The organism is Bradyrhizobium sp. 197 (assembly GCF_023073375.1).
Lineage (GTDB): Bacteria > Pseudomonadota > Alphaproteobacteria > Rhizobiales > Xanthobacteraceae > Bradyrhizobium.
Window position 1 is genome coordinate 19,029 of record NZ_JADPJJ010000185.1, and the last position, 23,111, is coordinate 42,139.

Consider the following 23,111-nt stretch of genomic DNA (forward strand, 5'->3'; position numbering starts at 1 on the left):
CCTCTCCTTGACTTACGTTCGTTGCGGGCGACCTAGAGACGAGTCAGGGACTGCTCAAGGTCGCCGAGCAAATCTGCCTCGTCTTCCAGACCAACCGAGAGGCGAATCAGGTCATCTCCGACTCCCCTTTGCAGGCGCGCTTCAGGACGAACGGCGCGCCGGGCATGAACCAGGCTCGCGGGATGCATGATAAGCGTTTCAGCATCTCCGAGACTGACGGCAAGCGTAATGAGCTTGAGGTGGTCGAGAAAACATCGGGCGGCATCAAAACCCCCGCGTAAACCAAAGGACAGCATTCCAGAGCCCGCTGACATTTGTCTCTTTGCGATTGCATGCCGCGGATGGGACGGCAGAAATGGATAGTTCACCCACTCTACCGCCGAGTGGGCATCGAGCATGCGCGCAATCGCAAGTGCGTTGGACCCGTGGCGGTCCATTCGGAGAGGAAGCGTCTTGATCCCGCGCAGAATCAGAGAAGAAACCATCGGCGACATGACGGCACCGGTGATGTAGCGCAAGCCGCGATCACGTATTTTTTCGATCAACTCGGTCCGTCCCAGCAGAGCCCCTCCAAGAACGTCTCCATGCCCGCTGATATACTTGGTAAGGGAGTGGAGCACGATGTCCGCCCATTGGAGAGGCCTCTGCAGCGCGGGAGATGCAAATGTGCCGTCGACGATGACCAGGAGGCCGGCCCGCCGAGCACGTTGCGCAATGGCTTCGATGTCGAGCACGTCTCCTGTGGGATTGACCGGCGTCTCAAAGTAGACGGCTCTACTGCGAGATGTGAGAACAGTATCCAGATTGGCGGGGTCATTGAGATCGACAGGGATGGTCTTTATGCCGAAGCGCGGCAAGCCCTGTTCCGTCATGGTCGTCGTATTCGAATACAAGGTCCGATGGACGATGAGTTCGTCATCTTGGGATAGGAGCGAAAGTACCAAGGCACCGAACGCGGCCATTCCCGAGGCCAGTACGACGGCGTCTTCGGCACCCTCCAAGTTTGCCAAACGGGATTCCAGCAATGCGGTCGTCGGATTGAACTCCCGCCCATACAGTTTGCCCCCCAATGCGGCCACCGCATCTAATTCGGCGACGCTGTCGAAGGCGAAGGTCGACGTCATATGAATGGGATGGGATACCGCGCGAGAGTGATGGGCAGGGTCATACCCATGGTGGATCGCTCGCGTCGAGAACCCGAACGCAGGTTCATCCGTTCCAATTCGTTCCGAAGCAGCCATATTTGGGGATCTCCCATTTTTTGGACGAGCGGTCATTGCTTTCAGATTTACCCCGAGGCGGACCGCCACGGTCGTATCGCTCTACTTTTCGGACGATGTCATCTATTGACGTTGACGACCGTGCGCCCGCGCACTTGGCCATTCATCAGGCCGCCGGCCGCGGCGACGACATCGTTCAGACCGATCTCGACCGCCGTCTTCTCCAGATCGATTTCGGTAAGCAAGGAGGCGAGACGATCCCAGGCTTCGACGCGTTCTGCCTTCGGGCGGGTCACGCTGTTGATGCCGAACAGCGCCACTCCTCGTAGAATGAAGGGGGCGACGCTTGCGGGAAAATCCAATCCCTGCGCCATGCCGCACGCGGCGACCGCTCCGTCCGCTTTGATTCCGGCGCAAACATTGGCGAGCGTATGGCTGCCTACAGAGTCGATCGCAGCGATCCATCGTTCCTTCTGCAGCGGCTTGCCGGGCGGCGACAATTGTGACCGGTCGATGATCTCGGCAGCGCCCAGGCTCTTGAGATAGGGCTCCTCGTCCGGTCGGCCGGTCGAAGCCACGACGCGGAAACCGAGCTTGTGGAGAAGCATGATGGCCATGCTGCCGACGCCTCCGCCGGCGCCGGTCACCAGCACGTCGCCTGCGCCGGGACGGATGCCATACTTCTCGAGGGCTACGACCGACAGCATCGCGGTATACCCGGCGGTACCGATGATCATCGCGCGGCGGGAAGGCATCGAGGGCGGCAGCTTGATCAACCAGTCGGCCTTGACCTTTGCTCGCTGCGCCAGGCCGCCCCAATGTTGTTCGCCGACACCCCAGCCGTTGAGAACTACGCGGTCCCCCGGCGTGTAGGTCGGGTCGGAGCTCGACGACACCACGCCAGCGAAGTCGATCCCGGGCACCAGCGGGAAGGATCTCACGATCGGGCCCTTGCCGGTAATCGCGAGGCCATCCTTGTAGTTCAGCGTGCTGAACTCGACTTCGACCGTCACCTCACCGTCGGGGAGGCGGCTGTCCGGTAATTCAGTGACGTCGGCGCGATATCCCCGCTCGTCCTTCTCGATCAACACGGCTTTGAACAACTCGAACTCCTCTTCACGATTTTCTTCTGGACCTGGCCTTCGGCTCGTCCGGACGCGGCAGGCCGGCGACGAAGCCGGCGATGAAGGTATCGAGCGGGAGGCCGTTCTTGACGAGGCGCGCACGCATCACCGCTCCCTCCCAACCGATCCAGAAAAACTCAGCCAGGGCATCGCAGTCCGCGCTGCCGATCTCGCCAGCCTCGTATGCGCGTTCCAGGCAATGCGCCACCTTCCGCTGCCATCCTTTGACGATCTCGTCCAAGGCGGACCTGTAATCGTCGGGCAGCGCTTCGACCTCTTGGCTGAGGTTTCCGACGAGGCAGCCGCGCGTATAGCTGTATTTCGCCATGCCCGCTTTGGCGCCTTCGACGAAAGCTCGCATGCGCGCCAACGGCGCAAGCGTTCCGTCGTCCAGGGCGCGGTCCAGCTTGTGCCGGAAGAAGGAGTCGTAGGCCTTCATGATTTCGCGGCCGTAGTCGGCCTTGCTTTCGAAGTAGTGGTAGAACGAACCCTTTGGCACGGTGGCGCGGCGCAGCAGCGCGTCCAGGCCCGTAGCTGCAAAACCTTGTTGGGTCATCACCTCCATTCCGCAACGGATCAGAACGTCGCGGGTCGGCGCATAGCCGACTTGGTTTCGGCCCTGCCAATTGAGCTCGCGGTGGTTGTCTGTAGATTTCGCCATCTGTGTTCTCTGTAGACCGATCGTCTAGAACACAACGACGGCGTTTGGCAACCCTGGAAGGTTGAACTGCCGGGCGGCACATTCGGCTTATATGTGGCTTAATAGGCATGATGCACGCTTTTTCCGCAACGTTTGCCCGGTCAATGTGCGCCTCCTGGTCGGATCACGATCGTTTCACACTTGACACAAAGTGTCCTTGGCTTGAAGGTGGGTCGTCCTTCGAGGGAGGTGCTGCATGTTTCGATCACTCCGAAAAACTGCGTCGATTGGCGCCGGCGCCGCCGTTCTTTGTCTCGGCTTCCTTGCTGGACCCATCGAGGCCGCCGATGCTTATCCCTCGACCACGATCAAGCTGGTCGTCGGATTTCCCCCCGGAGGGCCAACGGACATCATCGGCCGGGTGATCGGTCGTCTGCTGGCGAAGGAGTTGAATCAAAACGTTATCGTCGAGAACAACGGCGGCGCCGGGGGCATGATCGCCGCGTCCAACGTCTCCCGCGCAAACCCTGACGGCTACACGCTTCTCGTCGCGGTGGAGTCCTCCAATACTCGCGCAAAGGCACTGTATTCGTCGGTGCGCTACGATCAGCAGAAGGGCTTCACCTATATCCGCAAGGTTGCGAAACAGCGGAACCTGCTCGTGGTGAACCCGAAGCTTCCAGTGTCCACTGTTCCGGAACTCGTGGCCTATCTGAAAGCGCACCCTGGAGAAGTAAACTTCGGCGGGACGTTCGGGGCGACGTCCCATGTCGGCGGCACGCTGTTCGACATGGCCTATGATACGAAGATGACGTTCATCAACTATTCGGGCGGCAATCAACCGATCGTCGATTGCATGTCGGGCATCCTGCAGGTGGGCTTCTTCACCGAAGCCACGATCGGCCAGCAGGTCAAGGCCGGATCCCTGAAGGCGCTCGCGGTGACGTCGGCCGACCGGTCGCCGGCCTTCCCGGATCTGCCGACGATCGAGCAGGCCGCTGGCAAGCCTCTCGATATCTCGCCGTGGTTCGGGGTCGCGGGTCCGCCGAACCTTCCCGCGGACGTCGTCGCCAAGGTTGGCGCCGCACTTGACAAGGCTTCGAGCGACCCGGAATTCCTCAAGCAACTGGAAACGATCGGCGCCACGCTGATCACAGGTTCAACGGTCTCGACCTTCACGGCCGAGGTCGGACAGGAAGAGGCCTACTGGAATAAGTGGGCCAAGGACATTGGGGCGCCTCTTCAGAAGTAGCTCGCCGAAGGATCTCCTGTGGACTTCTATTACCAGTATGACGTTCATCTCTCCGCCGAAGAGCGTGATCACGTGGCGAAGGCGCGGGCGTTCTGCGCGGGTGCCTTCTCCGAGAGCGTCTTCGCCGCGCACGTGTCAGGTGACGCGTTCCCGCAGAAGTGGATCGCCGACTGGGCCGCTCTCGGCATGCTGGGCCTCCAGGCCAAGCGCGCTCACGGTGGCTTGGAAGCGTCTTATCTGTGCAAAGTCCGCGTCGCGCAGGAAATGGCGCACCACGGGTTTGCGGCAGCGTTCTGCCTGAACCACCATCAAGGCGGAGCGACGCGCCTATCACAAACCGGTACGTCGATCCAGATCGAGCGCCTGCTGCAGCCCGCGTTGCGCGGCGAGCTTCTTCTGACAACCGCCATGACGGAGCCAGCTGGTGGCAGCGATGTCTCCGCCCTGACCACCACCGCGGTTCCAGTCAACGGCGGCTGGGCTCTGAGCGGCACCAAGGCGTGGATGACCGACGGCCTGCTGGTCGGGGGTCTGATCGTCCTGGCCCGCGTCGGAGACGCTGCGGGGACCGGTGAGATCGCCAGCTTTTACGTGCCTTTCGGCCAGGCCGAGACGGTGAAGCGGACCGAGATCGTCGTTCCCGGAGCGCGTTCCTTCCGTCTGGCCGAAGTGGCCTTTGACGCCCACTTCATTCCCGATTGGTGTCTGATCGCAGCGCCCGGCGCCGCGCTCAAGGCATCGATGGCATCGGTCAACGCGGCCCGCGTTCACGTGGCCGCCATGTGCGTCGCAACTCTGCATGCGGCGCTGTGCGAGGCGGTGGACTACTGCGAAGGCCGGCAGGCCTTCGGAAAGCCGCTGACCGGACATCAGGGCCTGCGCTGGGAGCTGGCGGAGGTGTCGGTCCGGCTTGAGGCCGCCAACGCGCTCGTCTTCCGCGCCGCCGAGCAGATACAGACCGGGGGAAATCCGGTCGCGCTCGCGGCGCAAGCCAAGAAGTTCGCTGTCGACACCGCGCTTTGGGGCATCGATCAGTGCGTCCGGATCGTGGGCGCGACGGGCGCCGGCGCAGCCCACCGCCTGAACATGCATTTCGCCGAGGTCCGGATGGCGGCCTACGCCGACGGCACCAACGAGATGCTGCTCGACCGGGTCGGCCGTGGCCTGTCCACGACGTACCTCAAATCAATCCCGTAGCAAACACGGCGGACGAAACGATGCGCAACGTAGTGGTTGAAGACGCGGCCGCGGCCGTGGAAGGCATCAAGGACGGCGACACCGTCATGATGGGCGGCTTCGGCGGAGCGGGTCTTCCGCTCGGAGTGGTCAAGGCGGTGCTCGACCGGGGTGTCCGCGACCTGACGCTGATATCGAACAACGCCGGCTCCACGGAGGACGATCTGTCGCTGTGGTTCGAAGCCAGGATCGTTCGCAGAATCGTTTGCTCCTATCCGCGCAGCGCCAAGCAGTTCGCCGAACAATATCGTGCCGGCACGGTCGAGCTCGAACTCGTTCCGCAGGGCACGTTGGTGGAGCGCATCCGGGCGGGCGGCGCCGGTCTCGGCGGTTTCCTTTCTCCCGTCGGCGTCGGAACGGTATTCGCTGACGGCAAGGAGAAGATCGTCGTCGACGGCCGCGAATTTATTCTTGAGCTACCGCTTCATGCAGATTTCGCTTTCGTCAAAGGTCATCTCGCCGACACGCTCGGCAACGTCACCTATAACAAGACCGCGCGCAACCACTGCGCGGTGATGGCGACCGCCGGCCGGACGGTCGCCGTGGAAGTCGACCGCGTGGTCAACGTCGGGGATTTGGATCCGGAAGCCATAGTCACTCCATGCATCTTCGTCGATCGCGTTTTCGCAAGGAGCTCCCGATGACACCGCTTGCACGCGATGCGCTGGCCCGCATGGTCGCACTTCATCTGCCGCAGGAGGGATTCGTCAATCTCGGTATCGGCGCACCGACGCACGTCGCTGACTACCTGCCGGAGGGGTCTGGCGTGATCCTTCACAGCGAGAACGGAGTCCTCAACGTGGGTCCGAAGCCACCGGCGGGCGAAGAGGACTGGGATCTCATCAATGCAGGGAAGATGCCCATCTCGATCCGAACCGGCGGTTCCTACTTCGACTCCAGCCTCTCGTTCGCGATGATGCGAGGCGGTCATCTCGACGTGGCCGTGCTCGGCGCCTTTCAGGTGTCCAAGGACGGTGATCTCGCCAACTGGACGACGGGTGACAACGGGTCTCCGCCCGGCATCGGCGGAGCCATCGATCTGGCGGTCGGCGCCAAGTCGATCTGGGTAATGATGGACCACACCACCAAGGACGGCCGCTCCCGCATCGTGGAGCGATGTGGGTATCCGCTCACGGCGCGCGGAGTGGTGACCCGCATCTTCACCAACCTCTGCATCATCGACATAACCGAGGATGGCCTTGCCGTTCGGGCCCTACTTGACGGCCTCGCGATCGAGGCGCTGCGAGATCGGACGGAGGCGCCACTGCGCGTCATGGGCGATCCCCTGACCATCAGGCAGGACGGGAGCGTCGCATGACCTACCGCGTCGCGGAACTCGTCGCGGACTGTCTCGTCGCGCACGGGGTGGACAGGGCCTTCGGCGTCCCGGGAGAAAGCTTTCTGGCGCTGCTGGACGCGCTGCGCGACCGTAACGATTTCGATCTGGTGACTTGCCGGCACGAAGGAAGCGCGAGCCTCGCGGCGGTCGCTGACGCCAAACTCACAGGGCGCGCAGGCGTCGTGATGACGAGCCGTGGTCCGGGCGCCTTCAACGCAGCGCTCGGGTTGCATGTGGCCGCGCAGGAGGCGATTCCGCTGGTGATGCTGGTCGGTCAGGTCGATCGTCCGAACCTCGCAAGGGACGCGGTGCAGGAGATCGACTGTGGCCGGTCTTTCGATGGCGTGCTGAAGTGGTCGGTGCGTCTGAACTCGGCGGATCTCGTTCCAGAGATGATGGCCCGCGCGTTCGCCGTGGCCCATGCGGGAACGCCAGGTCCCGTCGCCATCGAACTGCCGGAAGATCTCCTTGAAGACCCGGCCAAGGGATTTGTGGCCACAGCCAACGGAGCTGTGCGTCCAGAGCCCGGTGCTGCGGCCATTGAACAGGCGAGGGCGTTGTTGAGGGCCGCGGAGCGGCCGATCCTGCTGGTCGGCGGCGAATGCCGGACGGCATCGTTCCGCCAAGATCTGATCGCGTTTTCCGAGAAATGGAACGTGCCGGTCGTTACTATGAACAAGATGCAGGACCAATTCCCGAACTCTCACCAGCTGTGGGCCGGTCAGTTCGGGTTCTTCACGTCTCAGCCTCATGTGAAACTGCTCGAACGCGCCGACCTCGTCGTTGCCGTCGGAACACGTCTGGGCGATCTGTCCTCGCTCGGCTTTGCGTTTCCGAGACAGGCCGAGCCTCGCCAGCCATTGGTCCATGTCTATCCAGATCCCGATGCGATCGGAAAGCGCGTCCGAACCGACGTCGCGGTCGTCTCTGGATCGCATGCATTCGTGTCGGCGATGCTCGCAGCTCCCGCGACGGCGCGGGCCTGCGCCGAGTGGTCCTCCGCGGCTGCCGCGGCGCGGACGGCCACGCATGGTTGGCCTCAGTTCGGCGTACCATCGGCGGACGTCTTCGGTCACGCGGTGGCGGCGATCGCCGCGCACTTCAGGCCCGATGGCATCGTCACGACGGATTCAGGCAATTTCGCCGGCTGGGTCCATCGCATCTTCAGCCTCGAGCCGACCGCGCGGCTGCTCGGCTCGGCTTGCGGGGCGATGGGCAGTGGGGTCCCGTCCGGGCTCGCTGCCAGCCTTCGCTTTCCGGAGCGGCAGGTGGTTGCCTTCTGCGGAGACGGCGGCTTCCTGATGACGGGCAATGAGCTTGCGACGGCCGTCGCCAGAGGCGCGAACCTCACGATCGTCGTATCCAATAACCAGTCCTACGGGACCATCCGGTCGCACCAGGAGCGTGCCTATCCCGGTCGTCCGTACGGCACGGATCTTTCGAATCCCGACTTTGCCGCTTTGGCGCGCGCCTTCGGCGCGACCGGCTTCGTCATCGAGGATGCGGAACGTGCCCCCGGGACCGTCGCGGAGGCGATGACGACCAAGGGACCGGTCGTCATCGAGGTGCGATCAGACGTGCGCCAGACCCTCGACAAATCGCTCGCCGCATCACGTTGAGACCAGTTCGGATTAAGGCCCATGGAGAGAACATGATGGACGCGACCGCAATCAATGAGCCCGAGGTCACCATGTCCTGGCAGGGCGTCGTCCGCTTTTTGCACAAGACCCCGCGTGCTTTTTTGCCGATGCGCTCGTTTCCCTCGCTCGAGCTCGTCGCTGGACGCGGTATCGAGGGCGATCGATATTTCGCCGGCCAGGAAACAGGATTCTACTCCCACAAGCCGGAGGAGGGGCGGCAGGTCACCCTGTTCGAGATGGAGACGCTCGAGGCCCTGCAACGCGACCACAAGATTGAGTTGCTGCCCGAGGAACATCGCCGGAACGTGACCGTCGAAGGCGTCCCGCTGAATCATCTCGTCGGCCGTCGCTTCCGGCTCGGAGAAGCGATTGTCGAGGCGACCCGCCTTTCAACGCCGTGCCGGCACATCGAGGAGATACTCGGCAAGTCCGTCTTCGATCCGTTGATCAACCGGTCGGGGCTGAACTGCAAGATCATCGCAGGGGGCACGCTACGCGTAGGCGACGCCGTGAGGCCGATCTAGATGGCGAAGGCGATCAAGACGGTCTCCACCGTCGTCTCGAAGGTCGAGGATCTCGGCAACGACACCAAGCGCTTCACGCTGGTCGACCAGGACGATTGGGAGCTGCCACCCTTTCGGGCCGGGGCCCATATCGACGTTCACCTGGAGCAGGGTCTCGTCCGGACCTATTCGCTCTGCAATGAACCGGACGATGATCGGCGCTACGTGATCGCGGTGAAGCGCGAACGCGAAGGCCGCGGCGGCTCGAACTTCCTGCACGATCGCGTGGAGGCGGGACAGCCGATTTCGGTCTCGCTGCCGCGCGGCGGGATCGCACTGGACCAGGAGGGAACGAACGTATTCCTCGCGGGAGGCATCGGCGTAACCCCGTTCATCTCCGCAATTCGGCATCTCGAACGACGAGGGCGCTCGAACTACGTGCTGCACTGGACCAGCCGCGGACGACCGGTCCTGACCGACATGATCGCGCCGGCAATCGGAGCAGGCCGTGTCCGCCTGTACGACACGACCGCGCAGGCCAAGCCCGTCATCGCCGAAATTGTCGGGGAATTTGCCAGATGTGGCCTGGCGGCCTGCTGCGGACCCGCAGCGATGCTGAAGGCTTTCGAAGATGCCGTCTCGGCCTGGCCGGAAGAGCGCAAACACATCGAAATGTTCACCCCGCCCAAGGCCATCGTCCGAAGCGACGTGCCTCCCTACGAGCTGTATCTGTCGGCGAGCCAGAAGCTTGCAACTGTCACGCCAGATGTTGGTCTTCTCGGAACGCTCGATGCCCTCGGCGTCGACGTCCCCGTGTCCTGCGGCGGCGGCATCTGTGGCGCCTGCCGCACGCGCTGGACCGAAGGGCCCCCCATCCATCGCGATCGCGTGCTTTCGCCTGCTGAGCGGCAGAATGAGCTCATCGTCTGCGTGGGCGATTGCGCCGGACAACGGCTAGTGCTGGATCTGTGATCAGTCGGCACCCTTCCAAAGGTTTGAACTATCGGTGGTTTGGTGCGAGATCGATGCGGGCAGTAACTTGGGAAAGAGCCGAGCGCAATGACACTCAACCTCAAATTCCTTCGCGTGCAGAGCGGCATGACGCTGGAGCAGCTTGCCGCCGATTCCGGTTTGACCCGCAGCTATCTTTCCAAGCTGGAACGCGGGCTCTCCTCTCCGTCGATAGGCTCCGCCCTCAAGATCGCCGCGGCTCTCGGAACGACCTTAGACCGCTTCTACGGCCAGCCGGACGACCACGACCCGATCACAATTGTCCGCGCGAAGAACGGGAAGGCCGGCGACGTCGACACGCACCTGTCGCTAGTCGCCGGTCTGGCTCCCGACCGCACCATGCGCGCCTTTATCGTGCGACCGACCAAGACGGCGAAACGCGGTCGCATCATGAGTCACCACGAAGGTGAGGAAATCCTGTTCATCCTGACCGGCCGGATCGAGCTCGTCATCGGAAAGCGCAAGGAGACATTGAAGCCAGGCGATTGCGTCCAGTTCGACTCCACGATTCCGCACAAACTGACGCAGGTGTCTTCCGAACCAGCCTCGGCGCTCGTCGTGATAGCGACCACAACCAACTAGAGGTGCCGATATGCCGATGATGCTGCGGAAGAAGGACTTCTACGCCGGGCTGCTCATGGTGCTGCTGGGCGCCGGGATCGGCGTCAACTCAGCAACATATTCGCTCGGGACCTTCGCGCACGTGGGACCGGGCATGTTTCCGTTGATGCTCGGCCTCATGATGGTTCTCGTCGGAGCCCTGATCTTCGTCACCGGATTGGCGACGCCTCTCGAAGAGGGAGAGCGCGTCTTGCCCGCGGCGATGGAATGGCGTGGCTGGGCCTGCATCCTCGCGGGTCCTCTGATGTTCGTCCTCTTCGGCCTCTATTTCGGAATGGCCGCGGCCACCTTCATGTGCGTCTTCGTCTCCGCGCTCGGCGACAGGACCGCCACGCTGAAAGGCTCAGCCGTCCTGGCCGCGGTCGTCGCGGTCGTCGGCTGCCTCCTCTTTTCCTACGTGCTGAAGGTTCCTTTCCCGCTGTACCGTTGGGGGTTTTAGATGTTCGCGAGCGCGCTTTCCGATCTCTGGTACGGCTTTGGTGTCGCTTTCGAGCCGCAGAATTTCATGTGGTGTTTTGTCGGCGTCCTGGTCGGCAACATGGTGGGTGTTCTGCCGGGAATGGGGCCACTCGCCACCATCTCGGTGCTGCTGCCGCTGACGTTCGGCATCAAGCCGGTCGGCGCCATCCTGATGCTGTCAGGAGTTTTCTATGGGGCCCAGTACGGCGGCGCGATTTGTTCGATCCTGCTCAACTTACCGTGCCATCCGCCGCACGCGGTGACGTGCCTCGATGGGTTTCCGCTGACGAAGCAGGGCCGCGGCGGTGCGGCGCTCGGCATCACGGTCCTATCGTCGTTCGTCGGCGCTTCCTGGGGCATCCTGGAAATGATCTTTCTGGCTCCGGTGCTGGTGAAGGTCGCGCTGGAGTTCGGTCCAACTGAAATATGCTCGCTGATGCTTCTGGGCCTGCTCGCCGGTTCGACGCTGGCGAAAGGCTCGCCTCTCAAAGGCATCGCCATGACGTTGCTCGGCCTGTTTCTAGGAATCGTGGGAACGGATGTCGAGACCGGCTCGGAGCGCTTCACCTTCGGCATCCCGAATCTCCTTGACGGCATCGAACTCGTCGGACTCGCTCTCGGCCTATTTGGCATCGCCGAGTTCATGAAGAGCGTGAACCAATACTCCGAGGTGAACACGCGCTATTCGAAAGTCGGTTTGCGCGATCTGCGCCCATCACGCGACGAACTGCGCCGTTCCATCCCTGCGATGTTGCGCGGCACCGTCATCGGGAGCCTTTGCTCGCTCATTCCGGGAACGGGACCAACGATCGCTTCCTTTATCTCCTACGCAGCCGAGAAAAAGATTTCGAAGACGCCGGAGAAGTTCGGCACCGGCATGATCGAAGGCGTCGCCTGTCCAGAGGCGTCGACGCATTCGTCGGTACAGGGCGACTTCATTCCGACAATGAGCCTTGGTATTCCCGGGGACGCAGTCATGGCGCTGATCCTGGGTGCGCTGATGATTCAGGGCATCGTACCCGGTCCCCAACTGATCAAAGAGCACCCCGACATCTTTTGGGGCCTGATCGCGAGCTTCTGGATCGGCAACGTCATGCTGGTCTTGCTCAACGTCCCGCTGATCGGGCTGTGGGTGAAGCTCCTCATGATTCCGTATAAATATCTCTATCCTAGCGCGCTCTTCTTCGTCGCGATCGGCGTCTACTCGACCAACAACGACATGTTCCAGGTCGGCGAAACCGTCGTCGTTGGATTGATCGGCTATCTACTCCTGCTGCTCGATTTCCACCCGGCCTCGATCCTCCTCGGCTTCGTGCTGGGGCCACGACTTGAGGAGAACTTCCGCCGTTCGCTGCTGGTCTCGCGCGGTGATGCCATGATTTTCGTCGAGCGGCCGATCAGCGCGTTCTTTCTTTTTCTTTGCGTGGCGCTTCTGGCGGCGCAGGTCTATGTGCGTTTGCGCAAGCCGAAGGCTCTTGCGGCGCTCGACAATGCGGAGGGGAACGCCGTCTCGACCGCCCGGCCTGCCGAGTGAGCTTCATTCGTTCAAGAGCAGGTCGCTTCGCGGGCCAATAAAGACGACAGGCACTCCAGGCAACAAGAGCCCCAAGATGAGTCGTATCTCGACGAACGCGCCACCCGCGCGATGGCGCAGCATCGGCACGCCAGCAAACGCAAGGTGCAGGTGATGATCACGATCGGCGAAACAAAGGGAAAAGTAGTATCGCAGGCAAGAAACTGGTCCGGTAAACTGCAGTTATCTGGCACTGTTGGATAGGCCAGCCTTGCCCTAAATCGAACTCGTGAACCCTGCCACAGGAATAGGGGAAGTTGTCATGAGCAACGAAACTGCTCACGTGAACACGGAAATCGCAGGCGATGCGCCCGTCTACAAGACCTGGATGTGTGCGCTGTGCGGGCTCATTTACAACGAGCGAGACGGATGGCCTGACGAGGGCATTGCGCCCGGCACCCGCTGGGAGGACGTGCCCGCAGATTGGATCTGCCCCGAATGTGGTGCTGGCAAGAGTGAATTCGAGATGACCGAGGTCTGAACCAAGCCTGTTGATGCTGCGCGACCCAAGGGTGCACAGCGTCCTGCAATAGCCAAGGAGTTGTCATGTACGTCCCTCCGCACTTCGTTGAGGCTCGCGCCGAGGTGCTTCACGATCTCATTGAAAATAATCCACTCGGCATCCTCTTTACGAACGGGAAGAGTGGACTCGACGCGAATCATATTCCGTTCGAACTGCATGCGCACGAAGGTCGGCAGGGCGTGCTTCATTCGCATGTAGCTCGTGCGAACCCTGTTTGGCAGGATCTCGCCACCGGTGATGAGGTTCTGATCGTCTTCCGCGCCGCGGATGCCTACATCTCGCCGAACTGGTATCCGAGCAAGGTCGAGTTCAAGAAGCAGGTCCCGTCGTGGAACTACATGGTTGCGCATGTGTACGGACGTGTCACGATCCGCGATGATGAGCGTAACGCCGCGGCATGGTCGCGCGCCTGACGCGCATTCATGAGGCGAAACAGGCCGATCCTTGGAAGATGACCGACAGCCCCAAGGACTACATCGACACGATGCTCAAGATGATTGTCGGCATCGAGATCGAAATCACACGCTTGGTCGGCAAGTCGAAGCTCAGCCAGAACAAAGAGGTCCGGGATATCGTCGGCGCCGGCAATGCCCTGAAGGCACAGGGCAACATGATCGGCGACGCGATGCTGGCCGTTGCCGCCGTCAAGGCGGAGCAGGCCTCATAGCCAGAGATCCCAAAAAACGACCATCGCGGCGACGCCGATCGTCGATACCGCAACGATCTCCGATCGAAACACCTCGGTTGACCTGCTCATTTTGGCGGCCTTGCGCTCCAACGTACGCATCCGGCCTGTCAATCGGCGTTGGACTGGGACCCCCCGTATTGCCTCACTTGCAGATGTTACCCTGGCGGCGCCGTGGCCGATGACGATCCGAGGTCGCCTGATGGGTCGCGCCAGGTAGCTTTCCCGGCTTGCTCGATGAGAGGGGCTGTGGGCGGGTCGGGCCCTACATAGCCCGAGCCGTCCACAACCCCGGGCAATGGGGCTGCGGTCGTGACGTCCGCAAGCGGCTCCTTCGCGAGCAACTGCTTAACAGTCTTCCGTCGAAGCACCCTCAGCAGACGCTGCACAATAGAATGCTGCGTCGGCCCGAAATCCTCGGGGTATTTCTCGCTCAGCCGGCAGACAATGGCGAGCGCAGTTAGCTGCGGCTGCTCGGCGAGCCAACCCTCGATCACAGCAATATGCGGATCGAGCTTGGACGGCATGCGAACCCTGGTTTTGTAGGGCCGACGGGTGCGCCGGTGTGTGGCACGTGGCTCGCCGGAGGTCGTCGTCTTGCCGAGCGTCTTCGCAAAGGTGGCTGTGGTGGCTGGCGCGGTGCTCGTGCTGGCGGCTTGCAGGCCGCGCACTTGTCCGGCACGACGATCGACGCGATTGCCGAGTTCGTCCTGGGTCGCGCGAATCTCGGCCAACAGCCCGACCGGATCGAGCGAGCGATACTGATCGCGCAGCCGCTTCTTTACGGCTGCGGTGACCTTGGGATGCGCCAATGCACGCTCATAGGGTGTTGATGGGAGATGATAGCGCTTGATCACTTTAGCCCCTTCGCGGCGCTTCTCCTTCAGCTTGAATGACGGCTGGAAGAAGTTGACGTAGAGCCTTGCCGCCGCATAGCGGCGACCCATCACGCGCGCCGTCTCGACGCCATCGAAGCGGCCATAACCCATGAGGCGGCGGACGACGGCACCATTCTTCTGCTCGACGAACGCCTGATCGTTCTTCTTGTAGGCGCGCGAGCGTGTGACTTCGAGCTTCTGTTCGCGACACCATGGCACTACGACATCGTTCATGAAGGCGCTGTCGTTGTCGAAGTCGACGCCGCGCAACAGCCAGGGGAACAGGCTCTGTGCGCGGTTGATCGCCTCGACGACCAGCGAACCTTCCCGCGTCACCAACGGCAGACACTCCGTCCAGCCCGTGGCGACATCGACCATCGTCAAAGTCTGGATGAACGAGCCAGCCACCGACGTTCCGCCATGGGCGACCATGTCGACCTCGCAGAAGCCAGGCGGCGGGCTGTTCCAGTCATTGAACGTGCGGATCGGGACCTCGCGCCGGATTGCCGAATAAAATCCGGCACGGCGTCGCCTGCCACCGCTCGCCGCGACCTTCACGTCCACGAGCAGGCGGTCGATGGTTGCGGGGCTGATCGAGAGAACACAGTCACGATCCGCCTGGCCAAGTCGCAATCGGCCATGTTGCTCGAGGGCAGGCAGCAAGGTCGGGATCATCACCTTGAGCCGCTTGCCGCACACCCGATCCGACGCCTCCCACAGCGCCGTCATCGCGTCCTTGATCGTCGCACCATATCTACGCTTGCGCTCTCGCGGTGCCTCAACTGCGCCGGGCCCAACCGTTGCGCGTCGCCGGAGTGCGCGCACCGCATGCTTGCGATGCCAGCCCGTCGTCGCGCACAGCTCGTCAAGGATCCGCCCCTTCTCCGCTCGTTTGGCCGATCGGTAACGTTCCATCACCGCCGACACCACCTCGCGCCTCGCGCCCATGCTGATCTTTCCCGCCATGGAGGCCACCGAACCAATTTGGTGGCGCCGCTGCATTCATCGGCGAGAAGTTGTCCAGTAACATTCTGGGTGAGGCAATGCGCCCCCGATCGGCGTCCAAAGGGGGCTCTGACGCAATTTTGGTGCAGCACTGGTCATGTGGCACCGATTAGTCGAGCCTGCAGCAAGTCGAGCTTGGCGCGTCCGTACATTTGGCGCTTCACCAGTTTAAGCCTGGTGATCTGGCCCTCGGTCTGTCCGTTGGACCAGGACGTTGTGATCGCTGCGCTGACGGCGGCCTTGTCCTTGATGACTCCGTTAGCGAAAGACATGACGAGGCTTGCGCGTGCCCGTTCCAACCATGGTTCAAGCTCTATGTGAGCCTTCTTGCGGATCATCGCATGGAAAGCGGCTACGATCTCTCGAGCTTCCACTAGAAGAGGAACGCCTTGCTCGATCGCCGCAATGGTGACGGTCTCTGACCTTGATAGTGTATCGCGGCCATTGGTCATCAGGCGGGCGATAGTTCTCGCGGACGGTACGCGCTGCAGGCTCTGAGCATCGGGCATTTCGGCACGCCGACGGCGTGTCGCCCATTCGGTAACGACTCGCACCGAGCCTCTAAATCCCCGCGCCTTGAGGCAACGCCACAGGTCGGCGCCATTACAATGGCCAGCGGCCCACTGAACATCGAGCCATGGCAGGTAGTGCTCGAGCGAGCTCTCGCGCACCCTGAACACGTCGGATCGCTGACCTCGCAATACCCTGCGGATGAGGCCCCGGCTATGGCCGGTGAGCCGTACGATCTCCTTTATGGAGATGCCCGTCTCAGCCTGTTTGAGGATTGCCGCGTTGGTGTCTTCTCGCCGAAGATAGCCCTCATATTGTATGCGCTCGGCGGCGGTCAATAAAGTGGGATTTATGGTGGCGGAGCCGACCGCGACGCGGACCTGGCGCATGGATTTGCGAACCGCATCCAGGAAGGCGTGGCTGGCGTTCTCCATGAGGTGCCAACGGTCGGCGACCTGGGTGGCATGCGGGAGTGCCTTGGCCACAGCAAGGGCATAACCACCGCCGCGGTCACGCGCGACCACAGCGATTTGTGGCTGCCCCGCGAGCCAGGCCTGCGCGGTGGCCGGCTCTCTGTCGGGTAACAGGGCGATAGGCCGTCGCCGCTCGAGGTCGCAGACGATCGTTCCGTAGCGCTGATTGCGCCGCCAGGCCCAATCGTCGATGCCGATAACACTCGGCGCAGCAAAGGGCGGACATCCGCGCCTTCTAACCACCCGAAGCAATGTGTCGTTGCTCACGGGCAGCATAAGTCGACGGGCAAAACTCGCCGCCGGGCGGCCACCCAAGGCGAGGCCAAGGTGATGGACGATCAGATCAAGCCGGGTCGTTCGCCGCGCCCACGGTGCTAGAGCGCCGTCATCGAAGCGCTCGGTGAAAATACGCCGACCGCAGAGAGCAGTAACGCAGCGGAAGCGGCGCGCCACGACCACCAAGCGAACCTGCCGCCCCGCAAGCGGCAGATCGGTTAGGCGCCGCCGATATCGGCTATGGATCCGCCCAGAACTGGTCCCGCATCCGGGACAGAGACTCGTCCCGCTCGTGGGACGCACGGTGATCACGGTCGTAGCGCCATCACAAAAGGCGCTTTCCACGTCAAACCCGTGAGGGACCAGAGCCGACGGACGTAGTGCTCGCTGCATCATATTGATTCCTTTGTGAAACCAACACGAGCCGGCGCTTGAACTTCATCAAAAGTGATGGTGTGGAACGGCCCTTCGAACCGGCATCAAAAGTGCCTAACGTGGTCGCTTGGCGGCCCGTGCTGCGTCATTTCAAAGGAAGCTGAATTTTATAGAGATGATGATCGAAAAAGCGACCGTCGTGTCACGCGTGTCAGAGCGTGTCACCTGACACACTTTCGGTCCAAACTCCCCATGTCTCACCTCCCCGCAGCCTGAAAGGCTGCGGGTGGCACGGATGGACTGGGAACGGGTAGAGAAGATGGTCAGATCATCTGTTCTTAGCCTTGAAGCGGTTGTGCCTGTCCCGGCTCGACTGGTCCGTTAAAGAACCGCTCTTCAAAGATCATCCGCGGTCCGCTGCCGCTCATGGCGTGAGCCGTCGCCAATATCAAAAGGGGGCGGGTAACATCGTGTGGCCAAAGGAGGCGGCTAACTTGCTAGGAACCACGCACTTCTTAAAAGTTCAAGGGTTTGGCGGGAGGTCGAAATGGTTCCGTTGGAGGTATTGGACGGTCAGAGAGTCAAGGTGCTGATCGTTGAGGATGAGTTCTTTATCCGCGAAGATTTGGCTGATCAGCTTCGTGGCCTCGGCTTTGAAGTCATTGAAACCGCATCAGCCGACGACGCTCTGCAATACATAGGGAGCGGAGAGCGGATTGACGTGCTGGTCACCGACATTCAGATGCCTGGAGATCTCGACGGACTAGCTTTAGCTGAAAGACTTCGAGCCGAGCAACCAATGTTGCCTATCGTAGTTGCCTCTGGGAACGTAGCATTGGAGAGCGTCGCGAGCCGAGTAGGTAAGTTCGTCAGCAAGCCCTACGACCCCAAACGCATCGGCAAGCTGATCGCTGAGATACTCGGGATGACGCTGTAACGCAGCATGAAGACAGCATGTGTTTTAGTCGTGGAGCACAATGTGCTGGTGCGACATCCGCTCGCCGAATACCTCCGTGAATGCGGCTATCGGGTCCTAGAAGCGATCACTTACGACGAAGCGCGTGAGTGCCTCCGCGATGACAGGCATGCCATCGACGTTGCGCTGATCGACATGAACGAGCCCACCAACGCCGGGTTCGCGCTCTCGACGTGGATCAAAACCAACTACCCCAGCGTGAAGACGCTGCTGGGCGGGACAATCGCTAAGGTTCTCGCATTGGCAGGCGACCTCTGCCAAGAGGGACCTCCTGCGTCGAAGCGGCTGGACCATCGTCCTGTTCTTGACCACATTCGACGGCTCCTCGCAGCAAGAGAGCGTTGAGTGCCCGCCACGCTCCTAGTCTCCCTTTATCGCTTCGGGTCACAGGCCCGATAGGTCTGCTTCGCCTGCGGGAGCAGACCTCCGTAGAAGCAAAGATCGCTCCATGGCTTAGCCGACCAATTCCGGGAATTGGACGATTCTATTGGTCGCGTCGCCCATGGTAGGAGGGCGCGGAGCGGGAGCGCTTCCTCTGCGCAGATTGGGTCACGCCGCGCACTGAAAGCCGTCGCGCCGGTCCGTTACTGCTTCGGGCGGGGATTGGCGCGGCGTCTCCCGCTACCCGCCATCCAACGGAAAGCCGTCATGACCAATCAACCTGACCAGACGATCAGCGTGGGCGACTTGCTTGCGCTGTCTGAAGACGCCCGCCTAGGGCGTGCCGCCGATGCGCTCGAAAAGATCGCGGCTGCGGCGCGTCAACTTGGGCGCCTAGCCGACGCCATGGAGACGCTGACCGCTTTGCTCGCGAGTTGCATCGGCGTCGGGTCCGCTCGGTGCTACGCCGAAGGGGAGCGGGTTAGCAGTGAAGCTCCGCTCAACTATCTGCGCACCGGCAACGGCGCCAAACCGTTTGCGTGTGACGCCGACAACGCGGAGAGCGGCGATGAATGATCGTGCCACGATAACAGCGCTCAACGATCTCGCCGATACACTGAATGAGGCCGCCGCGACGCTCGATGCAATCAGCCGCAGCGCTGTCGCGAGCGGGCTCTTGCCGCACGTTGCCCCGGGGCTCGCCAGTCGCGCGCATGGTCGAGCAGGGTGAGCGGTACACCGCAATGATGCCGCAACCCGCTGAGCGCTCGAAGCGGACACCGCCGAAAGTATAGTTCAAGGGCAGGCCGCGCAGCATATTCGCTGCGCAGCTCTGTTTTTGTCAGCGCTGGTGACCCAAGCCGATGCCCAAGACGAGGGCCTTCTGACGTAGCGAACCGATGGTGCGCTTCATCTCCTTCGAGATTTTCAGGACTGGCGTTCGATCCTTCGAGTGCTTCTTAAGTGACCGCAAATCAGCGGTCGTCCATTCGCGGCGCATCAACTTCTTCTTCTTGGCGGGACGTTTCAAGTTAGCTCCTTAGTTCTTCGATGGACGGCGCTGTTAGCACAGCGACCGCGATCTACAAACTAACAAGTAGGTAATAACGCACCATGTCTACGATCAGCGTGACAGTTGATGCCAGCAAATTGGAGAAGTGGGCAACTGAGCTATCCGCTCGCGGCATGCGCAATGCCATTCGGCGCGCTGTCGATAGGTCCGCCATGGCGGCGCGAAAGATCGCGCTCGACATCATCGCAAAAGACATCGGCGTGCCTAAGGCGCGCATAAAAGACGGTGTGACCAAGGTCAACGCACGACGCAAACCAGCCGCGCGCCGTTGCCGCCATTCGGCGTATGCGCGAACGTTTCAAGAAACCGGAAATGACGCCAGCGGAGCTATTGCTCGTGATGGAGGCTGCGGGACTGATCGAGACGGTTGACGTGCTAAGGCCACATGGCGTTGACGTACTAAGGCCACATGTCGAATCTCTCTAGCCCTTGACGATTTGGTGATTAATTTGACGCAGCTTTCGGTAGATTCTGGCGCAAATCAGATTCGGATATTCCATAATGAAGGTTATGGTCGCGCTTGCGTCGAACCGGCGCTAACGAACGCATCGGTGATAGCGTCATGGCCTGCATCGGCTCCTCGACCGTGCGGATTGGAGGTGGCTCCTGTAAGGGTGCGCTGCGCTGAACTTTTGCAGGTCGGCCCGATTCAGGGAGACGGTGGCGAGAGATGTCGACGTCTGAAGAGGCAGGTCACGCGGACATAAAGAAGGACAAGGGTGAGCGCCGTAGGGCACACAGTAGGGGCCAAGCCGGCGACCGCGGTTGGCATAGAACAGACATGGCCGAAGTTGAGTCTCACAAACCGAGTTGTTGGCTCCGTGCGGCCGATCTAAAGGAAATTGATGATCGAAATTTTCGGCCAGGCGTCCGTTCGCCGCGCGGCTTCGATCTTCGCCGACCAAGCGTCAATGAGATTGCCGAGTACCAATCGGCCGTTGCCACGGATATCCGGCCATTTCATAGTGGGTGTTCCGAGCGGCAGTGAAATCACTCCATGCGCCGCGGAGAGCAGGGCCGTTGCCAGTCGTTGCGTTAGCATCGGCGTTGTCTCCACACCCAGCTCGGAGAGATACTCGCTGATCGAGGTCACAAAAATCCCAAATCCCCGCCGCGCAATGTCGGTCTGCCCGAAATAGACGCCATCAGGAAAGCGTCTGTCCTCGACAGTCCCAGCCATCGAATAGAGCGAGCGGAAGTGATCGGGGTTGTCGACCCAGTAGTCGATATAGGTCTCCATGACACGCCGCAGCCGCGCCTCGCTGTTGGAATGTCGCGCGCGGACGCGCTCGAGCCGATCCGCCATTTCCTCAAGATTCCGTTCTTTGACCGCCAGCAACAGAAGTATCTTGGTCGGGAAGTACTTGAGGACCGTGCCCTTCGAGTAGCCAAGCGCGTCGGCAATCTTCTGGATTGACACAGTTTCGAGGGTGCCCGTCGCGAATTCCCTGCGCGCAGTTTCAAGGATGCGTACCTGCAACGCCTGCTTGTCAGCTTCCTGGCGCGCGCGGCGCTGAAACCGCCGCGCGCTCTCGGGATTTCCTGACCGCTTGATCGACATTTTCCGAATCTCCGCCGGTCTCTCCTTGCCGCTACGTCACTGGAATCACAAGCGAAGAAAGATCGTTCATTCGCGGCTTGCCGCGCTTAAGATAAATGACTATGGTCAATTAACTAGAAACGGCAGACAGTAGGAGGGAGCAATGGGGATGTTGGCGCTCGATCATGCCTGCAGTGACTTCGATCCGTTCGGCGCGGATACCCGCGCCGATCCATACCCGGCCTATGCCGAGCTTCGCGCCGCGGGGCCGATCATCCGTCTTGAGAAGTACGGCATCTTCGCCGTGCCCAGCTTCGCCGAGGTCAAGGCAATCTTCGCCGATCATGTGAACTTCAGTAATGCCGGCGGTGCTGGACTAGCCAACTACTTCAAGGAAAAGCCCTGGCGCCCACCGAGCATCGTCCTTGAGGCGGATCCGCCGCTGCATACGCGCACCCGTAAAGTGCTGGCGCGGATCATGTCGCCTGGCGCGATGCGGAAGTTGGAAGATGCGTTCAAGGCCAAGGCCGTCGCGCTGGTCGACGACCTCGTCGAAAAGGGGTCGTTCGATGCGATCCGCGATCTTGCAGAAGTGTTCCCGCTGACCGTGTTCCCGGACGCACTCGGCATCGACAATGAGGGCCGCGAAAACTTCCTGACCTATGGCGCGATGGTGTTTGCCGGCATGGGGCCGGAGAACGACTACTTCCGAAGCCTGATGGCCCATGCGCCCAAGGTGCTGCCCTGGGTCGCCGCGAAATGCCTGCGGCAGGCGTTGGCTCCCGGCAGTTTCGGGGCGCAGGTCTATGAGGCGGCGGATACCGGCGAAATCACAGAGGAAGAGGCGCCGCTGCTGGTCCGATCCTTTCTCTCGGCCGGACTGGATACCACCATCAGTGCCATCGGCATGGCGCTCTACAGCCTTGCCCGTCATCCCCAGCAGTGGGCCATCCTGGCCGCCAATCCGTCGCTGGCGCGCGCGGCGTTCGACGAGACCCTGCGCTACGATTCGGCGGCGCCGTACGTATTCCGGACCACGCCGCACGAAACCGAAGTCGCTGGTGTGCCGATCGGCAAGCACGAGAAGGTGTTGCTGCTGATTGCATCGGCAAATCGCGACGACGCGCGGTGGGGGCGAGCCGATCAGTTCGACATCACCCGGCGCGTCGCCGGACATATCGGGTTCGGTACCGGCATCCACGGCTGCGTCGGTCAGATGGTCGCACGGCTCGAAGGCGAAGCCGTACTGGCAGCTTTGGCTGGGCGTGTCGCATCGATTGAGATAGCAGGCGAGCCGCTCTACCGGGACAGCAGCGGATTGCGTGCGCTCAGCTCGTTACCAGTGCGCGTTGTCACGCAGCGGTCGCGCCGGGGCTCACGTTAGCGGCCGCCAAGCCTAGGGCGAAGTCCGCTAGAACCGACCTAATTCCAACACCGGATCCGGTGGCACTGCTTCTCGTCGCCTGCAACGATGATGACGCGGGAACAAGGATATTGAGAGGGCAACAGTCGCTGCTAGGTATAACCAATTGATTTCAATGGCGTTTTCGATTCGCATAACATAGATTATGGAATATTTCGACGGATCTGCACGTTCGGATTTCAGATTTTGAAGCCCACAGGTGGAAATCCCATGTGGACACGCACATTCCGCTCTGGCGCCGACACACCAATACGGTTCAATCGCGACTCAGCGACGAATGAGATCAACGCGATGAGCTTCAAAGCGGCAGCCACGAATGGCGCATACGAGCCTACCTTACATTGTCCGAACTGCAATCACGAAATTCGATTCCCAC

Annotated in this window: 24 protein-coding genes and 1 pseudogene; 18 read left to right on the plus strand and 7 right to left on the minus strand. The window is 61.5% G+C overall.

Annotated features, from left to right (window positions below; all coding sequences use genetic code 11):
• Window positions 1-32: 32 nt before the first annotated feature.
• From IVB27_RS40135 to acuR, 3 genes are all read right to left on the minus strand, one after another.
• Window positions 33-1,241: a trans-sulfuration enzyme family protein gene (locus tag IVB27_RS40135; protein WP_247448060.1), complete on the minus strand. Its 1,209-nt coding sequence runs from the start codon at window positions 1,239-1,241 to the stop codon at window positions 33-35.
• A 98-nt stretch (window positions 1,242-1,339) separates the two neighbouring features.
• A complete protein-coding gene (gene acuI, locus IVB27_RS40140) occupies window positions 1,340-2,323 on the minus strand; it encodes an acrylyl-CoA reductase (NADPH) (RefSeq protein ID WP_247448062.1) in 984 nt (327 codons plus the stop codon).
• Window positions 2,324-2,336: 13 nt separating this feature from the next.
• On the minus strand, window positions 2,337-3,005 hold the full coding sequence (gene acuR, locus IVB27_RS40145) for an acrylate utilization transcriptional regulator AcuR (RefSeq protein WP_247397231.1): 669 nt from the start codon (window positions 3,003-3,005) through the stop codon (window positions 2,337-2,339).
• A 235-nt stretch (window positions 3,006-3,240) separates the two neighbouring features.
• Here acuR and IVB27_RS40150 point away from each other — a divergent pair, with 235 nt between their 5' ends.
• From IVB27_RS40150 to IVB27_RS43480, 12 genes and pseudogenes are all read left to right on the plus strand, one after another.
• Window positions 3,241-4,236 carry a Bug family tripartite tricarboxylate transporter substrate binding protein gene (locus IVB27_RS40150; protein WP_018456525.1) on the plus strand — a complete coding sequence of 332 codons (996 nt, stop codon included), beginning with the start codon at window positions 3,241-3,243 and terminating at the stop codon, window positions 4,234-4,236.
• An 18-nt stretch (window positions 4,237-4,254) separates the two neighbouring features.
• Window positions 4,255-5,433: an acyl-CoA dehydrogenase family protein gene (locus tag IVB27_RS43475; protein ID WP_345946999.1), complete on the plus strand. Its 1,179-nt coding sequence runs from the start codon at window positions 4,255-4,257 to the stop codon at window positions 5,431-5,433.
• 20 nt (window positions 5,434-5,453) lie between these two features.
• The gene (locus IVB27_RS40160; protein ID WP_247448065.1) at window positions 5,454-6,116 is read left to right on the plus strand and encodes a 3-oxoacid CoA-transferase subunit A; all 663 of its coding nucleotides are present in this window, start codon (window positions 5,454-5,456) and stop codon (window positions 6,114-6,116) included.
• Complete coding sequence (locus IVB27_RS40165; protein WP_018456528.1) at window positions 6,113-6,790, plus strand: 3-oxoacid CoA-transferase subunit B; 678 nt, start codon at window positions 6,113-6,115, stop codon at window positions 6,788-6,790. The genes IVB27_RS40160 and IVB27_RS40165 overlap by 4 nt, the downstream gene beginning before the upstream one ends.
• Window positions 6,787-8,430, plus strand: coding sequence for a thiamine pyrophosphate-dependent enzyme (locus IVB27_RS40170; protein WP_247448066.1), 1,644 nt, complete (start codon window positions 6,787-6,789; stop codon window positions 8,428-8,430). Before IVB27_RS40165 ends, IVB27_RS40170 begins: the two co-directional genes overlap by 4 nt.
• A gap of 32 nt (window positions 8,431-8,462) precedes the next feature.
• Window positions 8,463-8,975: an MOSC domain-containing protein gene (locus IVB27_RS40175; RefSeq protein WP_018456530.1), complete on the plus strand. Its 513-nt coding sequence runs from the start codon at window positions 8,463-8,465 to the stop codon at window positions 8,973-8,975.
• A complete protein-coding gene (locus tag IVB27_RS40180) occupies window positions 8,976-9,926 on the plus strand; it encodes a PDR/VanB family oxidoreductase (RefSeq protein ID WP_018456531.1) in 951 nt (316 codons plus the stop codon).
• A gap of 87 nt (window positions 9,927-10,013) precedes the next feature.
• Window positions 10,014-10,547 (plus strand): helix-turn-helix domain-containing protein, encoded by a 534-nt coding sequence (locus IVB27_RS40185; RefSeq protein ID WP_256468509.1) that lies wholly within the window; start codon window positions 10,014-10,016, stop codon window positions 10,545-10,547.
• Window positions 10,548-10,557: 10 nt separating this feature from the next.
• A complete protein-coding gene (locus IVB27_RS40190; protein ID WP_018456533.1) occupies window positions 10,558-11,025 on the plus strand; it encodes a tripartite tricarboxylate transporter TctB family protein in 468 nt (155 codons plus the stop codon).
• Window positions 11,026-12,579 (plus strand): tripartite tricarboxylate transporter permease, encoded by a 1,554-nt coding sequence (locus IVB27_RS40195; protein ID WP_247448068.1) that lies wholly within the window; start codon window positions 11,026-11,028, stop codon window positions 12,577-12,579.
• Between the two features lie 301 nt (window positions 12,580-12,880).
• Window positions 12,881-13,099: a rubredoxin gene (locus tag IVB27_RS40200; protein ID WP_524536562.1), complete on the plus strand. Its 219-nt coding sequence runs from the start codon at window positions 12,881-12,883 to the stop codon at window positions 13,097-13,099.
• A 65-nt stretch (window positions 13,100-13,164) separates the two neighbouring features.
• Window positions 13,165-13,808: pseudogene (locus IVB27_RS43480) on the plus strand (FMN-binding negative transcriptional regulator).
• Between the two features lie 176 nt (window positions 13,809-13,984).
• Here the strand turns inward: IVB27_RS43480 and IVB27_RS40210 are convergent.
• Both IVB27_RS40210 and IVB27_RS40215 read right to left on the minus strand, forming a co-directional pair.
• Complete coding sequence (locus tag IVB27_RS40210; protein ID WP_247398925.1) at window positions 13,985-15,670, minus strand: integrase catalytic domain-containing protein; 1,686 nt, start codon at window positions 15,668-15,670, stop codon at window positions 13,985-13,987.
• A 134-nt stretch (window positions 15,671-15,804) separates the two neighbouring features.
• Window positions 15,805-17,361 carry an ISL3 family transposase gene (locus IVB27_RS40215; protein ID WP_247448071.1) on the minus strand — a complete coding sequence of 519 codons (1,557 nt, stop codon included), beginning with the start codon at window positions 17,359-17,361 and terminating at the stop codon, window positions 15,805-15,807.
• A 529-nt stretch (window positions 17,362-17,890) separates the two neighbouring features.
• On the opposite strand from IVB27_RS40215, the gene IVB27_RS40220 reads away from it, so the two are divergent.
• The 4 genes from IVB27_RS40220 (at window position 17,891) to IVB27_RS40235 (ending at window position 19,430) form a co-directional block, all read left to right on the plus strand.
• Window positions 17,891-18,280, plus strand: coding sequence for a response regulator (locus tag IVB27_RS40220; protein ID WP_247398923.1), 390 nt, complete (start codon window positions 17,891-17,893; stop codon window positions 18,278-18,280).
• A gap of 6 nt (window positions 18,281-18,286) precedes the next feature.
• Window positions 18,287-18,664 carry a response regulator gene (locus IVB27_RS40225; protein WP_256468510.1) on the plus strand — a complete coding sequence of 126 codons (378 nt, stop codon included), beginning with the start codon at window positions 18,287-18,289 and terminating at the stop codon, window positions 18,662-18,664.
• 303 nt (window positions 18,665-18,967) lie between these two features.
• On the plus strand, window positions 18,968-19,276 hold the full coding sequence (locus IVB27_RS40230) for a hypothetical protein (RefSeq protein WP_247398918.1): 309 nt from the start codon (window positions 18,968-18,970) through the stop codon (window positions 19,274-19,276).
• The gene (locus IVB27_RS40235; RefSeq protein ID WP_247398915.1) at window positions 19,269-19,430 is read left to right on the plus strand and encodes a hypothetical protein; all 162 of its coding nucleotides are present in this window, start codon (window positions 19,269-19,271) and stop codon (window positions 19,428-19,430) included. The genes IVB27_RS40230 and IVB27_RS40235 overlap by 8 nt, the downstream gene beginning before the upstream one ends.
• A gap of 111 nt (window positions 19,431-19,541) precedes the next feature.
• On the opposite strand, the gene IVB27_RS40240 is transcribed toward IVB27_RS40235, so the two are convergent.
• A complete protein-coding gene (locus IVB27_RS40240; RefSeq protein ID WP_247398912.1) occupies window positions 19,542-19,730 on the minus strand; it encodes a hypothetical protein in 189 nt (62 codons plus the stop codon).
• 327 nt (window positions 19,731-20,057) lie between these two features.
• Between IVB27_RS40240 and IVB27_RS44000 the strand changes: the two genes are divergently transcribed.
• Window positions 20,058-20,198, plus strand: coding sequence for a VapC50 family PIN domain-containing toxin (locus IVB27_RS44000; protein WP_524536563.1), 141 nt, complete (start codon window positions 20,058-20,060; stop codon window positions 20,196-20,198).
• Window positions 20,199-20,604: 406 nt separating this feature from the next.
• Here IVB27_RS44000 and IVB27_RS40250 read toward each other — a convergent pair whose 3' ends face one another.
• Window positions 20,605-21,333, minus strand: coding sequence for a TetR/AcrR family transcriptional regulator (locus tag IVB27_RS40250; protein ID WP_247398907.1), 729 nt, complete (start codon window positions 21,331-21,333; stop codon window positions 20,605-20,607).
• A gap of 148 nt (window positions 21,334-21,481) precedes the next feature.
• Here IVB27_RS40250 and IVB27_RS40255 point away from each other — a divergent pair, with 148 nt between their 5' ends.
• Window positions 21,482-22,696, plus strand: coding sequence for a cytochrome P450 (locus IVB27_RS40255; RefSeq protein ID WP_247398904.1), 1,215 nt, complete (start codon window positions 21,482-21,484; stop codon window positions 22,694-22,696).
• The last annotated feature ends 415 nt before the right edge of the window (window positions 22,697-23,111 follow it).